The following is a 13,850-nucleotide window of genomic DNA, read 5'->3' as shown; positions in this document are numbered from 1 at the left end:
TTCGCTCATGAGCAGCAAGGGACGACCGTATCGCACGGTGGTGCTCGAAGGCTTCGAGGTGCTCATTGGGCGAGGTGCTGGGGACAATGATTATTTGACGTTCGAAGTGGCCCAGCCGCACGACGTGTGGATGCACGTTGCGGGTGGTACGCCGGGAAGTCACGTCGTGATTCGTAATCCCGAACGAATGGAAGTGCCGCGCGCGGTGATCGAAGCTGCCGCCGCGGCATCGGCGTGGTATTCGAAAGCGCGTGGAAGTCCGCGGGTGGAAGTGCATTATTGCCGAGCGGGCGACGTGAAAAAGCCGCGAGGAGCACCGGCGGGCCTCGTGGAAATTTCCAAATACAAAAGCATCAAAGTTCGTCCTGCTCAACCAGGGAACGTGGGCGACGGGGATTGATTTGCGGTATTCAGCGCTTCGGGGTGCGTGCAGCGGGCACTTCCCAAGGAGAATGCCCGGACAAACTGGCGTGTACGATCCACCCTGCGACGAAGCCAGCAATGAGCGTAATGGCCATGCTGATGAGCGCGGCGCCGAATGAAATGCCGCTGGAGGCCGGTTTCTTGGTTTCCGCCATCGGCGCAGGCAATTGCGGCGCGGGAATTCCGCGCGCGGGAGAAGTTTGGCGCAAATGCACCGGAATATCGTCATCGCCGCCCAAGAGCGGAACGGTTTGTCCCTGCCCAACAGCGCGATTGCGTGATGTATTGCGCAAGTACGCCGGCACGTCGTCATCCACGCCCGGTGCAGGCGCTGCCGGTGCCAATTTGGGAGGAACCGGGGGCGGCGCCAATCGTAATGACGGAGGTGGAAGAGGTGCAGCCGGTATGGCCGCTGGGGCAGGTGCAAGCGGCGGCGGGGGCGGAGCTAGAGGATTCGCGGTCGGAATGGGAATCGTTCGCACGCCGGCCGGCTGACGTGGACGCGTCACGGAAGATTCGTCGGGCGACGTCGATGCCGCAGCAGGCGCAGGTGGATCAGGCGCTGGCAAGTTGACGACGACGCGTTCGGTTTGAGAGGTCGCGCCGTCGTTGCCTGGCTGTGATGGGTTTGTCCCATCGGAACCAAGAAGCGCTGCAATGGGCGCGTTCTGCGTGGGAGCGTCGCCATCGTCCGACATCGGTGGTTCGTCGCGAACAGCAACGAGCTCTTTCAGCATCATCTCGATGCGGTCATATCGTTCGACCGGACGACGCTTGAGCGCACGCATGATGATTTTTGCAACGGCGGCGGCCACGGGGCTCGAACGATCGGCAATGAGCGGCGGTGCTTCGCCGTCGAGTTTGGCGCGAGCGTACGCGACATCGTCGACGTCACCGAAGGCGTGGCGGCCCGACATGGCGCGATACAGAATGGCTCCGAGCGCATAGACATCGGCTGCGCGGCCGACATCTCGCGAGTTGAGCACCTGCTCGGGCGCCATGTACGCGACGGTGCCGAGCATCGTATCAGCTCGCGTGATGCCCGTGAGTGCTTCGTCGTTTGGGCGTTTGCCTTGGCCATGCGGATCGAGGCGCGCGAAGCCGAAATCAATGAGCACAGCCTTCGCAGCGCCGCCGGGCAAACGCCGCATGATCACATTTTCGGGCTTGAGATCGCGATGGATGATGTTCGCTTCGTGAAGCACGCCGATGGCCCGCGCGATGTCGATGCCGATGGCGATGACTTCGGGAACGGGAAGTCTTCGCCGTCTGTCGAGCAAGTCGGCGAGAGATTCGCCGTCGACAAACTCCATGACGAGCAAGAGTCCAAACTTGGGATCCGTGATCTGCTCGATGACTTGCGAGACGTGTTCGCTGTGGAGTTTGCCGAGCAACACAGCTTCGCGACGAAAACGCGCCACGAGCTCGCGGTCCTTGGCCGTCTCGGGCAAAAGGCGTTTGATGGCGACACGACGCGACTTTTGATCGATGGCAATCCACACTTCCCCGACGCCGCCTTCGGCAATTTTGCGCTCGAGACGGTACTTGCCGCCAATCATCGCGCCGGGGAGAAAGCCCATGGGAGCGCATGCTAATCGACCCGCGAGGAAATTACGAGAAGACGGATCGATGCCGGGCCTGGATTTGAGCGCTCGCTTCGCGAGGCCAGTCGATGGTGGGGTCGCGCCTCACCCCCTAACCCCCTCTCCCCACGCGCCTATGGCGCGGCGGAGAGGGGGAATAAAATGCTCTGCCCCCCATACCCCCCGAATGGCCCTTGCTCCGAAATGTTCGGCATCCTAGTCTACCCAAAGCGTTCGGGATCCTTTGGAGGAAGCGGATGATGACGAGACGCACGAAGCCGCGGCGGGGTATACCGCTTTTCGTAATGCTGTCGGCCCTGGTTGCGGCAGGATGTGGGTCGGACGAAAAACCCGCGACGACTGGCGGAACGCCGTCCAATCCGCGCCTTTCGGGTGAGCTTCGTTACGAGTCCGTCCCGTACGATCGTTTGAACGACGGACTGGATTATTCGAAAATCGCATCGCACCCCATTCGAGGCGCACGGGTCCTTCTGCTGGATGCCGCGAATGACAACGTTTTGGAGGAGACCAGGTCCTCGAGCGAGGGCAAATACGCATTCAATTGGTCAGGTTCGCCGAGCGTCAAGATATGGGTTTATGCTGAAACGACCGATCCACCGATCGTCGTGGTGGACAATACGACACAAAATGCGAAATACGTCCTCGAGAGCGCCGAAATCGTCGCCGACGGTGCAAAACACTCGACATCGTAGCGCGCACGGGATGGACGGACGGCTCGTACGGGAATGAAAGACAATCCGCTCCGTTTACGATTCTCGACGCCGCATATGCAGCAGCCCGTCGATTCATCGACGAAGGAACGCCAAAGCCGGTATTTCCAAAATTAGAGATCAATTGGAGCGTGGAGAACAGGCCCGAAGATGGCAATGTCAATCTCGGGCACCGGCACGTCGTATTGGGATGGCGCCGAGATTCTAGATTTTGGGCAAAGAAGATGTCGACACGGACGAGTTCGATACGCATGTTATCGTGCACGAATGGGGGCACTCGTTCGGAGGATTTCATCGCGATCCGATAGCCAAGGAGGAAGTCACGGCTTCGGGGATGTCCTCGATCCACGACTGGCCTTCGCAGAAGGGGTTTTGTAATGCACTTTCGGCAATCATCTTGGAGCCGGATACGGTGTACAGCGATTCGTCGGGAGTGCAGCAAAAAAATGGTTTCTGGGAAGACATCGACGATAACGACACGAGCGCGGCGGCCAAGCCGGGATGGTATTCGGAAACGACGGTGCAAAATATCGTATTCGACCTCTACGACGACGACAAGAACGGCGCCGAAGCGTTCGACAAAGTATCGCCTCGGAGTGCCCGGTATTTATGCGGCAATGGTGGGTGGATACAAAACGACGCCAGCCATGACGACGTTATTTCCTTTCGTCGCGGCCCTGAAGGCCAATCATGCAAATGCCGTCGGTGCAATCGATGCACTCGTGGTACACCACGGGAATGGTTCGGGATTTGGAATCAATCCCATCGCCGACGATTGGGAACGAACGAAACGCACGGCGGCGACGATCCCAATGCAATTCCGGTCTACATCGGAATGAAGATTGGAGACTCGAAAACGGTCACGCTCGTTGGAGGCCTCGATTGGGCATTGCTCGGGCAAAACCGTTTCCTCCGGTTCACCGGAAATGGCTCGCCCGTCAATGTATCGACGAGCAGCTTGACGACGTGGACATTGATGTTTATCGGCGCGGCAAGGAAATCGCGAGCGCGATAACGACGAGCGGCAATGAGTCCGTGAATTTTCGGACAACCACCGACGAATACGTGATCAATATCCAAGGTTTTGGTGAATTCAGCGGACCCTACGATGTACTCGTCGACGGACGCCGTGAAGGAGACTCGGAAGATGAAAACCAAAATATTTGCGCTCGGTCTCCTCTCGACACTGGCGCTCGCTGGATGCGGCAACGTCGAGCCCAAAGATGCCGAGCACGCCGGGAATACGACGGCACCACTAGGCGAAGCTTCGACGGACACGGGAGCTCGCACGGACAAACCGTCGGCGCCCGTGATCATCGATGGCCAGTTGGAAGCCGGCAAGGCGACGCTGAACGTCGGTTTCAAGACCGATGCGACCGATGTGACGATCGATGTGTGGGGCGTGGATGGGCTGACCGTGACGAGCATGGGGATCACGAAAAACGGACAGCCGGTGAGTCAGTCGCGGTTTGCCCGAGGAGAACACGTGGACGTGAACGTGTCGTTCAAGGCGCCGAGCAACGTGCGGACAAACCTTGCGATTCGCGTGCGCGGTACGTTCGGAAGCAGCGTGCGCGAGCGGGTGCAGTCGTTCACGGTGAACGCGAATGCGCCGCCTGCGACGACAGCGCCGGGCGATGTGCGGGTTGGTCCGGATGGAACACCGGTGCGGGTGATGAGGGCGAGGTGAGGCGCTGGGACAAACGTCGGTCCGCCCCGCACATTCGCGCGTTCAGCGTTCGGCGACCTCTTCTCTGGCAGCCGGCAAAGGTCCTGCGATGCGACTGCGCGCAGCGTGCACGAGCGGTTCCGCAGGCGTGAGCGCATCGACGAGATCACACGCGCGACGCGAAGCGTCTTCGGCCTTCTTCCAAGCAGCCGAGTAGCCGATGGTGCCGGGCCCCGAGCGGCTGGCAAGCTCGAGAGCAGCCGAGAGATCGCGGCCTACGCGCTCGATGCGGACAAGGTCGTTCTTGCCTGCGCCGCCGAGTTTGGCGGCCACATACATTGCGCGAACGATGCCGACGAGGTCGCGCACGGCTGCCGCAGGAAATGGCTCTTCACGCCCCGAGATCACCTGAACGAATGTACTGTATCGTCGCCGGATCGCGAGCACCAAAAGAACGAACCACTGATTTTTGAATGTTATGGGCGGATTTGCGGTGCGGTGAGTCGTTTGGGCGCTTGGCCTCGTGTTCGCGTGAAGGTGGCCCGGTGCCGGTTCGTCGCCCGAACTCTGGCGTCGGTGTCAGGAAAGGAAACGGTGGCAAAGGGGTGGCGTTAGGGGGTGCGTGAGCAAGGGTGACTTGGGGCTGTGAGTGTTCCCATCAACCACGCCTCAAAGGGCGTCGGGGTCGGCGGTGCCGTCCTGGACGCTCAACTTCGCCTGCCGGGGTCGGTCGAAATGAAGAGGGATCCGGCAGGGGAACTCGCAACTGCCTCCGTGCCAACCGGAGTGTGGCGTGGTGGGTAGGCGAAAGGAAAACAGTTAAAACTTCAGAGCCAGTCCCCATGCTCCCCTCATAACCACAATTTTGGGGGGCAAACGATCTTGGCTCTCCCAAACGACTACAACAACACCCCCGTCACTTCCTCCACCGCTCGCACCAAGCTCCCCGATACCAATAGCTCCCGCACCACCGCGATGTCCTTGTAGAGCGGCCGATCCTCGAGCAGCGTCGGACTCACCGCCCGCACCACATCGTGCGCTCGCTCCACCGCCTTGCTCGAACGCAAAGGCCGACGCTGATCGATCCCCTGCGCCGCCGTCAGTATCTCGATCGCAAGCGAACTGCGCACGTTCTCGATCACCTGCCCAAGCTTGCGCGCACTCACGCTCCCCATGCTGACGTGATCCTCTCGCCCAGCACTCGACGGGATCGAATCGACACTCGCCGGATGACACAACACCTTGTTCTCACTCACGAGCGACGCGCTCGCCACCTGCGCGATCATGAAGCCCGAATGCAAACCACTTTGAGGTGCAAGGAATGGCGTCAACCCCGATGACAACGCGGGGTTCACGAGCTGCTCGACACGACGCTCGCTGATGTTCGCAAGCTCCGCCACCGCCAACGCCGCGAGGTCCAGCGCGAGCGCGAGCGGCTGGCCGTGAAAGTTCCCGCCCGAGAGGAGATCGGCTCCGCCATCCTCACGCAAAAAGATCGTCGGATTGTCCGTCACGCTCTCGAGCTCGCGCGCAAGCACGCCCGCCGACCACACGAGCGCATCACGCGAAGCCCCATGCACCTGCGGCATGCACCTGAGCGAATACGCATCCTGCACGCGAGGACAGTCCGCGTGGCTCTGCATGATCTCGCTGTCGCCAAGCATCGCTCGCAAGTTCGACGCAACCGCTCGCTGCCCCGGATGAGGCCGCACCGCCATCAATCGCTCGTCGAACGGACGCTTCGATCCCTTCGCCGCCTCGAGGCTCATCGCGCCCGCAACATCGGCCACGGTGCACAGCGCAAGTGCGTCACAGAGCGCCAGCGAGCCGAGCGCCGCCATGTATTGCGTGCCGTTGATCAGCGCGAGACCCTCCTTCGCAGCAAGCTCGACCGGACGCAGCCGCGCGCGCGAAAGCGCTTCACCACCCGACATTCGTTCACCCTCGAACGATGCTTCGCCCTCGCCCATGAGCACGAGCGCCAAGTGTGCGAGCGGCGCCAGGTCGCCCGATGCGCCCACCGAACCTTGCGACGGAATCCGCGGACAAACCCCACGGTTCAACATCTCCACGAGCAGGTCGACGACATCGACTCGCACGCCCGAGTACCCGAGCGCCACGACCTGCGCTCGCAGCAGCATCATCGCGCGAACCTCGGCTGCACCGAGGTCCGGCCCCACGCCACACGCGTGACTGCGCACGAGGTTTTTTTGCAGCGCAATCACGTCGCGATGCTCGATACGCGTCTCCGCAAGCGCGCCAAAACCCGTGTTGATGCCGTACACCGCAGGCGCCTCGTCGCCTCCATCCACGATGGCATCGACAGCACGACGAGCAGCCTCGACGCGTGCTCGCGCCTCTGCGCCAAACACGACAGAACGACCTCGACGAGCAACGTCTTCGAGGTCCACGAGCGACATGGGACGACCGAGTTCGACAGGAGATTTCGCGTGCACGAGGGCAACGCTAGCAGGCGGCAACGAAGACGACGAACCGCCTTCCGACGAACCTGCGAATCGCCTATCCTGCCGCCCCTCGATGCGACGTATCTCGTTCACGCTCGTGCTCGTACTTGCTGGTTGCGGCGCGTCCTCCGACCCGGTCGACATCAAGACGCCCGGCAATTCGAGCGATGCGAAAGACACCGAACCTTCGGGTGATGCAAAGCAATCTCCCCCTGCACCATCGACTTCGACAGCACCGGAAGGACCGGGCGGACCGGATTTCAATTGCCGCTTGCCCGCGCCCGTTTCGAGCGACGACGCCTGTACGAAAGACGCCGACTGCGCGCCAAGCGTTCCGTGTCACGCGCGAGCATGCGTTGCCGTTGGCAAAGCAGAGCCACGCACGCCCGATACCGTTTGCACGATGAACATCGACTGCTCCAGCGCCGACGTGAACCCTTGCTCGTGCTACCAGGGACGCTGCGCTCTCGTCCCCAAGAGCCCCTGATTCCCATGCGCTATTTCGTCAAATTTTCCTCCGGACGCGAAGTACCCGTCGACGTGACCATCCTGCCTACAGGCGAAATCCAAACGTCGATCGAAGGGCGAACGCTGACCATCGATGCGTTCGATCACCGCGGCGCCGTGCACCTCAACGTCGAAGGCCAATCCGTCGAGCTCTGGATGGACGGCAAAGCTCCGGACGTCGGCGTCGTTTCGTCGGATCGGCGCTTTCACGTGCAGGTCGAAAACGAACGCACGCGCGCGCTCGCCGGTAGCTCGGGTAAAACCGCAGGTGGCGCGGACAAACTCGTGACGTCCCCCATGCCCGGCCGAGTGCTCAAGGTGCTGGTTGCCGAGGGAGACGAAATTCAAGCAGGAAAACCGCTCGTCGTCGTCGAGGCGATGAAGATGGAGAACGAGCTTTCGGCACTGCACGACGGCAAAGTGAAGAAGGTGTACGTCACTGCTGGCACGGCGGTCGAAGGTGGTGCCAAGCTCATCGAGCTCGAATGACCATGCGCCGACGACTTCCTCTCGCTCATCTTCCAACGCCCATCCAGCGTCCGCGCCGCCTCGTCGAAGCCACGGGCATCGATCTGTGGGTCAAACGCGACGACATGACCGGCGGCGCCGAAGCCGGCAACAAGATCCGCAAGCTCGAGTTTCTGCTCGCCGAAGCGCTGTCGCTCGAGTGCGACACGGTGATCACGTGCGGCGGCGTGCAGTCGAATCACTCGCGCGCAACCGCGCTTTGTGCAGCGTCGCTCGGCCTCAAGTCACTCCTGTTTCTACGGACAAACGATCCGGACAGCGTCACCGTCGATGGCAACTTGCTCCTCGATCGCTTGGTGGGTGCCGAGGTGCGGTTTTTTTCGCCTGAACAATGGCCGGATCGGGATCGCATCATGGATCAAGCCGCCGAAGCGCTGCTGCGCGAAGGGCGTCGCGCGTATGTGATTCCGGAAGGTGGCTCGAACGGTCTCGGAGCGCTCGGCTACGTCGAAGCGATGGCCGAAGTGCGAAGGCAGCTCGATTTGGGGCTTGGCGGGGGCAAACCCTACGATGCTATCGTGCTGGCGTGTGGGTCGGGCGGCACTGCAGCGGGCGTTGCGCTGGGAGCTGCGATGTACGGCGTTGCGCGTGAAGTCGTGGCGATGGCCGTATGCGATGACGCGGCGTACTTCGAGGCGCGCATCGCGGGCATCATCAAGGATGCTCGGCAGCTCGATCCGCGGCTGCCCGGAGCCGGCGAAGGTCATCGTGGACGATCGGTGCAAAGGTCCTGCGTATGCGGTGATGACGACCGAGCAGCGTAAGCTCGTTGCGCGCGTGGCGAGTTTGTCCGGGCTGGTGCTCGATCCGGTCTACACGGGCAAGGCGTTTTCAGGATTGGTCGATCTTTCGAAGCCAAACGGTTTGCTCTCGGGCAAACGCGTGCTTTTCCTGCATACGGGCGGGCTGCCCGGGCTGCTTGCTCAGGCAGCGGAATTCGCGAGCGTCGTCGAAGAAGACGAGTGATTCGTTCGATCACGGATGAATGTGGACCACGGTCCCTTCGCCCGTCGGTTCGCTGGCTTGAACGCCATGCCAATCGGTGGGCAAGGGCGGATCGGTCCACATGAAGACGCGGCGCGCATCGATGGGGGACAGGTTGATGCAGCCGTGGCTGCGCGGTTTTCCGTATTCGTCGTGCCAAGGCGCAGCGTGCAACGCATACCCGGCCTCGAAATACTGAACCCACGGCACGTCACGCAATTCGAATTTGTTGCCGACTTCGTGCGAGTCCATCGTCGTCGTAACGTGCTTTTCACGCACTTTGAACGTTCCGCGCACGGTCGAATACGTCTTCTTCGGGTCTCCCAAACCATCACGACCCGTCGCGACGGCCGTTGCATATACGGGCGTCGTTCCTTCGTAGAGGATGAGGATTTGACTGAGAATGGATATGTCGATCCATTTTTTCGTCGTTTTCGCGAACGACGGTAATTCCGACGGTTTAACGGCGATCGCAACGTCGGAATCCTTTAGCCACGTGCCGTCTTTCGCTTCGACGAGCCGCGTATCGCCAATTCGCGTAGACTTTCCCGTGAGCTGAATGGGCGCGTGAAATGCGAGCTTTCCTTTTTTATCGAGCGCCCTGCGGCTCGTGTCGTACTTGAATGCGCCCGGCACGCGCACGAATGCGAGCGGCAATTCCCAGCCCTTTCGCATATCGACGCCATGAAACGTCGATCCCCGCGCAGGCTTGATCTTCGACGTGGGCACGAGCCTCGCGTCGGTCGTCATGGCAAACCGGCGATCGTTGTCACCGACGAACGAGCCAATCAGCGCAAGCCCCGCATGACGCGCCACGCGATTGGTGATGATCGCGTAATCGGGCACCTTGAAGGTGGAAATGTTCGGTATTTTGCGGCCGCCTTGGAAAAACCACGGAATGGCGTCATTACCGTCACCGCCATAAAGCTGCTGATCAGAGAGCTCCGGCGGTTCGGCCGGCGGCTCTCCAATCGCATTGCCTTCCGCATCGAGCGGCACGTCGTTGGCCCCGACTTCGATGGCGTCCCACTTTTTCTTCAATCGCTTGTAGCTACGAAGGTGCTCCTTCAGGCGCATTTCGTATTTGAATTGCTCGGCCTTCGTCGCGGGACGGTAATAGTTTGGCGCAATGGCACGAACGAACGCGTACGGATACGGCATTGGTTTCGACAAATCCGGCCGCTTCGTGAGCGCTCGGAGGATCGGATGCTTCATGTCGATCGTCGCATCGTCACCCGCACAGATGTACCCGGCAGGAAGAACGCGGTAATACCCGCCCTGGCAATCGTCGAACGCCGCGGGTTTTTCTCCACGAACCGCCGTCCCACCCGCTCGCAAGTAGCCAAGCTTCGGCGAACGCCGATCAGGCTTCGAATAGATCACGGCCGCCATTTGCACAGCGCCAATGCGCGGGCCGCCTTCCTTGGGCACCGTCGCCGGATCGACGTCTTGTTCAGCGACCGCCGACAGGCTCACAATGCCCTCGCCAACGCCGTCCTTTTTGGGTCCACCCTTACACGCGCAGAGCACGAGCACGCCGAGCGCAAGGGAGATGGCTCGGAGGTCGAACTTCATTGGACGTAGAGCGATCTCCAGGTTCCCGCTGGCGACGAGTGTGCTGGAAAAAGGCCGTTTGAGTGCATGCATGAGTAGCCTCATGCCCAAGGTGGAGACAAAGGGCCAAGTTTTGGTACACCGCGTCCCGGGCGTTCGGAATTCCGCGCCAAGGACTTGCGCCGCGGCAAACTTCTCGCTAGGTTGCTCACCCCGCTCGAAAGCGCGGGCGTGCGCCACTAGCTCAGCTGGATAGAGCGTCGGCCTCCGGAGCCGAAGGCCAGTGGTTCGAATCCACTGTGGCGCGCCAGAACAGCGATCCGTTCGAGTTCGGGCCAGAATTTGTACCTCCGCTTCGCGCGTGCGTGAGACGCGCGCTACGCGAGGCTTGATTCACGTTGGAGGGGCCGCGGTTCGCCTCGCCAAACCCCTCCCTCTCATCAAAGCTTCTGCGCGGCGTCGAGCAAGATTTGCTTCAGCGCTGCGTAGTTTTCCGTCACGGAGAGCGGGTACGTCGTGACGTTGTGGACGGCGATCGGACGATTTTCCGCGTCGAGCACGACGACATCGCGGAACGTGATGCCCCAGTTTTTCCAAACCTGCTCGTCGATGGTGTCCTGTAGCCAGGGCAGATTTCGCCCGTTCGTGATGAGCGGATTGCCCGCTTCGTGGCCCGCTTCGTTGATGCCGACAAACTGCACTTTGCTGCCCGGATCGCCGCCAAGCTCCGCGTCGATTTCGCTCTGCATCTGGTTCATGTAGCCAAACTGGCCACTACAGAAGCTTCACGTGGCGTGTCCGAAGTACCAGGCGGATACCTGCCCGAGGTAATCGCGAGGTGAAACGATTTTTCCGGACGTAGGGGAGTTTATATTTACGTCCGTGAGTCCAAAATCGGGTTTGGGTGCCTCGGCCATACTGCCACCAGCACCGGCCGTGCCACCCGCCCCAGCGATGCCCCCGGCACCTGCCGTGCCACCCATGCCGGCAATGCCGCCCGCGCCTGCAGCGCCGCCCATGCCTGCTGCTCCGCCCGAGCCAGCGTCGCCGCTGGAGCTCGAAGAAGAGGCGGAGGAAGACGCGGTCGATGTTCCGCGCGGGTCGGGGTTTGGCGTGAAGGTACACGCAGCGACCAAGGCGGCTGCGCTGAGGATGACGGTGACGGCGCGAGCGGAGCGATGCATGGCAGGCCCTCCAAGAGCGTATTTTCTCGGTGAAGCGGCACCGATGTCAAGCGGGCGAGCGGTCACCAAAACGAACCGGGGGTATGGGGGGCAGAGCAGTCGGCCCGTGTTTTTGTGCGAAGCGCAAAAACATTTATAGGGCCGCCTGCGAGCCCCCCATCGTGACTGGCCTCGCTTCGCGCGCGTCCCACGCGCGCGAAGCGAGCGCTCCAATCAAGACCCGGCCCCGATCGAGACGCGCGCGAAGCGAGCGTTCCAATCAAGGCCCGGCCCCGATCAAGACGCTTTGATGTCTTCGAACTTGGTGCGAGCGGAGATGTGTTCTTCGCTGAGGTTCAGCAGGATGGGCAAGGTTTCGCACTGCCAGTCATCGTCGGCAATACGGCGGACGGTGACGGGTCCTGGGACCAAGTTGTAAACGGCGTCGACGATATCCATGATGACGTAGAAGCCGTTGGAATTGCAGAATCGCATTTTGACGAAATCCATCGTCGTATCGCTGATTTTCTGCTTGGGGAGGACTTTGGCGAGCTCCTCGAGGTAGGTATGGAGGTAGCGGTAGGGGTTATCCACCCGAATGACGCCCTCGAAAGTCAGAATGAGGTGACGATCATCGAGTTTCGCGACCGAGTGAAAGACGCTCAGGCCGCCGTCCATGATTTCACCGTAGGTGAGGACCTTCATGCGAAACCTCTCATCGGGAATTGCGCTTTGACAATGAGAAAGCCCTGTTCGTATTCGGCGGTGAGCCGGAATTTGCTTTCGGCCGTGAGGCGCATCAGTCCGAGGCCGCCCTTGGCGCGGTCGATCCGCCGTTCACGGACGGTATCGGCAAGAAGCTTCTTCGGGTCTTCGGCATTGGCGATGACGGTGAAGCGGTTTTTCACGGCTTCGAAGACGTCGGGAGTGACGGGATTGGCAACGGTGATGAGCAGGTCGTCGCCGTCGATTTTGAGGTCGACTTTCAAGGCGCCGTCGCGAATCGTGCAATGCTCCATCACATTGGTGACCAGCTCGATGACGACCACATTGGCCTTCGAGCAGATTTGCCGGGGATAGAACATCCCGAGCAAATCGAATAGGAAATTGCCGAGCAGACCGGCGACGTCACCCGCGACATGGTCGAGAGGCGAGATGTAGATCGACGCGCCAACGGCAGTCTGCGTTCGGGTACCCCCTGTGCTCATTTGGCGCACCTTCGCAGGATGAGGAGGGTAATGTCGTCCGTGTCCTGGGCCCTGAAATTGGTGTAGTCCTCGACACACCGATTCAGGATATCCTGGACGGGTTCGTCGCTATGCCGCGCGATCAAGTCGTTGAGACGTTGCACGGTATAACCCTTTCCGTTTTCGTCTAGAGCCTCGACCATTCCGTCCGTGTAGAGTGCCACGATGTCGCGCTCCTCGAAAGGGAGCTCGAATTCACGAAACGGCTTGGTTCTCAAACCAATGTAATTGCCTACCCGATTAAAGGTTTTTTGCTCTCCGCGTCGGACGAGAAGTCCATAACCGCCGCCTGACACGTAGCGCAGAAACCTATCACTGAACATCACGAAGTTGACCGTTGCATAACGGCGCACCCCGCGAAGAAAAGCGTACGAAGCACGGTTGACCCAATCGACGATGGCGCTCGGACTATCGAGGCGCTTGGTGGCATTTTCGATTTGGGCCTTGAGGAACGTCATGATGAGCGCCGACGACACGCCGTGACCGGAAATGTCGTACACGCTCACCGCAAATCGATCACCGGGCAATTGTGAAAAGTCGTAGTAGTCGCCTCCGACTTCCGTCAATTGCTTGTGATACACGGCAATGTCAACGAAGTCGGCGAGCATGGCTGGATCGGGCATGAGCGATTGCTGAATTCCCCGAGCCACCTCGAGATCTTCGCTGACGATTCGATTTTGCAATTCGAGCTCGTTCTCGATACGCGTTGCGTGTTCGAGCGTCAGCTCGTGAACGACCGCCATCTCCTCCATTTCGGATCGCAACCGCTCGCATTGCTCGACCACCGTGCGGCTGCGGGCAAGGAACTCCAGCCGACCTTCCTTCGTCGAAAGCAATCGCTCGGCGGCTGCTTCGTCCGAAAGAAACGTCTTGACGGAATCGATGACCGCGGCTTCAGCCAATATCTCGGCCACGCGTTCCGTCGTGCTGTCGTTCGATGCGGTCATCGGTCGAAAAAGTCCTCTTCCGCTTTGCTCTTCGTTCGCCTCGATCCTC

General features: G+C 60.7%; 15 protein-coding genes, 1 tRNA gene and 1 pseudogene. 8 read left to right on the top strand and 9 right to left on the bottom strand.

What is annotated here, in order from left to right:
- The first annotated feature begins 7 nt into the window (after positions 1 to 7).
- Entirely contained in the window at positions 8 to 400 is a 393-nt protein-coding gene (locus IPM54_34465) for a DUF814 domain-containing protein (GenBank protein MBK9264872.1), read from the top strand.
- 10 nt (positions 401 to 410) lie between these two features.
- Here the strand turns inward: IPM54_34465 and IPM54_34460 are convergent, their stop codons facing one another.
- The gene (locus IPM54_34460) at positions 411 to 2,003 is read right to left on the bottom strand and encodes a serine/threonine protein kinase (GenBank protein ID MBK9264871.1); all 1,593 of its coding nucleotides are present in this window, start codon (positions 2,001 to 2,003) and stop codon (positions 411 to 413) included.
- 260 nt (positions 2,004 to 2,263) lie between these two features.
- Between IPM54_34460 and IPM54_34455 the strand changes: the two genes are divergently transcribed.
- The 3 genes from IPM54_34455 to IPM54_34445 all read left to right on the top strand — a co-directional run bounded on the left by IPM54_34455 (position 2,264) and on the right by IPM54_34445 (position 4,427).
- Positions 2,264 to 2,719: a hypothetical protein gene (locus IPM54_34455; GenBank protein ID MBK9264870.1), complete on the top strand. Its 456-nt coding sequence runs from the start codon at positions 2,264 to 2,266 to the stop codon at positions 2,717 to 2,719.
- Between the two features lie 229 nt (positions 2,720 to 2,948).
- On the top strand, positions 2,949 to 3,752 hold the full coding sequence (locus IPM54_34450) for a hypothetical protein (GenBank protein ID MBK9264869.1): 804 nt from the start codon (positions 2,949 to 2,951) through the stop codon (positions 3,750 to 3,752).
- 132 nt (positions 3,753 to 3,884) lie between these two features.
- Entirely contained in the window at positions 3,885 to 4,427 is a 543-nt protein-coding gene (locus IPM54_34445; GenBank protein MBK9264868.1) for a hypothetical protein, read from the top strand.
- A gap of 42 nt (positions 4,428 to 4,469) precedes the next feature.
- Here IPM54_34445 and IPM54_34440 read toward each other — a convergent pair whose 3' ends face one another.
- A complete protein-coding gene (locus tag IPM54_34440; GenBank protein MBK9264867.1) occupies positions 4,470 to 4,814 on the bottom strand; it encodes a hypothetical protein in 345 nt (114 codons plus the stop codon).
- A 491-nt stretch (positions 4,815 to 5,305) separates the two neighbouring features.
- The gene (gene hutH, locus IPM54_34435; GenBank protein MBK9264866.1) at positions 5,306 to 6,826 is read right to left on the bottom strand and encodes a histidine ammonia-lyase; all 1,521 of its coding nucleotides are present in this window, start codon (positions 6,824 to 6,826) and stop codon (positions 5,306 to 5,308) included.
- A gap of 118 nt (positions 6,827 to 6,944) precedes the next feature.
- On the opposite strand from hutH, the gene IPM54_34430 reads away from it, so the two are divergent.
- From IPM54_34430 to IPM54_34420, 3 genes and pseudogenes are all read left to right on the top strand, one after another.
- Positions 6,945 to 7,358, top strand: coding sequence for a hypothetical protein (locus IPM54_34430; protein MBK9264865.1), 414 nt, complete (start codon positions 6,945 to 6,947; stop codon positions 7,356 to 7,358).
- Positions 7,359 to 7,363: 5 nt separating this feature from the next.
- Entirely contained in the window at positions 7,364 to 7,867 is a 504-nt protein-coding gene (locus tag IPM54_34425; protein MBK9264864.1) for an acetyl-CoA carboxylase biotin carboxyl carrier protein subunit, read from the top strand.
- Positions 7,868 to 7,869: 2 nt separating this feature from the next.
- A pseudogene (locus IPM54_34420) lies at positions 7,870 to 8,872 on the top strand (D-cysteine desulfhydrase family protein).
- A 9-nt stretch (positions 8,873 to 8,881) separates the two neighbouring features.
- Here the strand turns inward: IPM54_34420 and IPM54_34415 are convergent.
- Positions 8,882 to 10,465 carry a L,D-transpeptidase gene (locus IPM54_34415; GenBank protein ID MBK9264863.1) on the bottom strand — a complete coding sequence of 528 codons (1,584 nt, stop codon included), beginning with the start codon at positions 10,463 to 10,465 and terminating at the stop codon, positions 8,882 to 8,884.
- A gap of 212 nt (positions 10,466 to 10,677) precedes the next feature.
- Here IPM54_34415 and IPM54_34410 point away from each other — a divergent pair.
- A tRNA-Arg gene (locus IPM54_34410) sits at positions 10,678 to 10,754 on the top strand.
- A gap of 130 nt (positions 10,755 to 10,884) precedes the next feature.
- Here IPM54_34410 and IPM54_34405 read toward each other — a convergent pair.
- The 5 genes from IPM54_34405 to IPM54_34385 all read right to left on the bottom strand — a co-directional run bounded on the left by IPM54_34405 (position 10,885) and on the right by IPM54_34385 (position 13,801).
- The gene (locus IPM54_34405) at positions 10,885 to 11,193 is read right to left on the bottom strand and encodes a hypothetical protein (GenBank protein ID MBK9264862.1); all 309 of its coding nucleotides are present in this window, start codon (positions 11,191 to 11,193) and stop codon (positions 10,885 to 10,887) included.
- A gap of 36 nt (positions 11,194 to 11,229) precedes the next feature.
- Positions 11,230 to 11,628: a hypothetical protein gene (locus tag IPM54_34400; protein MBK9264861.1), complete on the bottom strand. Its 399-nt coding sequence runs from the start codon at positions 11,626 to 11,628 to the stop codon at positions 11,230 to 11,232.
- A gap of 276 nt (positions 11,629 to 11,904) precedes the next feature.
- Positions 11,905 to 12,312, bottom strand: a complete 408-nt coding sequence (locus IPM54_34395; GenBank protein ID MBK9264860.1) for a hypothetical protein — start codon at positions 12,310 to 12,312, stop codon at positions 11,905 to 11,907.
- Complete coding sequence (locus IPM54_34390) at positions 12,309 to 12,893, bottom strand: ATP-binding protein (GenBank protein ID MBK9264859.1); 585 nt, start codon at positions 12,891 to 12,893, stop codon at positions 12,309 to 12,311. The genes IPM54_34395 and IPM54_34390 overlap by 4 nt, the downstream gene beginning before the upstream one ends.
- Complete coding sequence (locus IPM54_34385) at positions 12,812 to 13,801, bottom strand: SpoIIE family protein phosphatase (protein MBK9264858.1); 990 nt, start codon at positions 13,799 to 13,801, stop codon at positions 12,812 to 12,814. The genes IPM54_34390 and IPM54_34385 overlap by 82 nt, the downstream gene beginning before the upstream one ends.
- Positions 13,802 to 13,850 lie beyond the last annotated feature (49 nt).

It is taken from the genome of Polyangiaceae bacterium, assembly GCA_016715885.1.
Taxonomy (GTDB): domain Bacteria; phylum Myxococcota_A; class Polyangia; order Polyangiales; family Polyangiaceae; genus Polyangium.
Note: the sequence above shows the minus strand (reverse complement) of the source record. Positions and strands in the feature narration are given on the sequence as shown.

What these genes read in the sequence shown, in the direction of transcription:
- IPM54_34465 (MBK9264872.1), top strand. Translation starts at nt 8, where the DNA reads ATGAGCAGCAAGGGACGACCGTATCGCACGGTGGTGCTCGAAGGCTTC.
- IPM54_34460 (MBK9264871.1), bottom strand. Translation starts at nt 2,003, where the DNA reads ATGGGCTTTCTCCCCGGCGCGATGATTGGCGGCAAGTACCGTCTCGAG.
- IPM54_34455 (MBK9264870.1), top strand. Translation starts at nt 2,264, where the DNA reads ATGATGACGAGACGCACGAAGCCGCGGCGGGGTATACCGCTTTTCGTA.
- IPM54_34445 (MBK9264868.1), top strand. Translation starts at nt 3,885, where the DNA reads ATGAAAACCAAAATATTTGCGCTCGGTCTCCTCTCGACACTGGCGCTC.
- hutH (MBK9264866.1), bottom strand. Translation starts at nt 6,826, where the DNA reads ATGTCGCTCGTGGACCTCGAAGACGTTGCTCGTCGAGGTCGTTCTGTC.
- IPM54_34430 (MBK9264865.1), top strand. Translation starts at nt 6,945, where the DNA reads ATGCGACGTATCTCGTTCACGCTCGTGCTCGTACTTGCTGGTTGCGGC.
- IPM54_34425 (MBK9264864.1), top strand. Translation starts at nt 7,364, where the DNA reads ATGCGCTATTTCGTCAAATTTTCCTCCGGACGCGAAGTACCCGTCGAC.
- IPM54_34415 (MBK9264863.1), bottom strand. Translation starts at nt 10,465, where the DNA reads ATGAAGTTCGACCTCCGAGCCATCTCCCTTGCGCTCGGCGTGCTCGTG.
- IPM54_34405 (MBK9264862.1), bottom strand. Translation starts at nt 11,193, where the DNA reads ATGCAGAGCGAAATCGACGCGGAGCTTGGCGGCGATCCGGGCAGCAAA.
- IPM54_34400 (MBK9264861.1), bottom strand. Translation starts at nt 11,628, where the DNA reads ATGCATCGCTCCGCTCGCGCCGTCACCGTCATCCTCAGCGCAGCCGCC.
- IPM54_34395 (MBK9264860.1), bottom strand. Translation starts at nt 12,312, where the DNA reads ATGAAGGTCCTCACCTACGGTGAAATCATGGACGGCGGCCTGAGCGTC.
- IPM54_34385 (MBK9264858.1), bottom strand. Translation starts at nt 13,801, where the DNA reads ATGACCGCATCGAACGACAGCACGACGGAACGCGTGGCCGAGATATTG.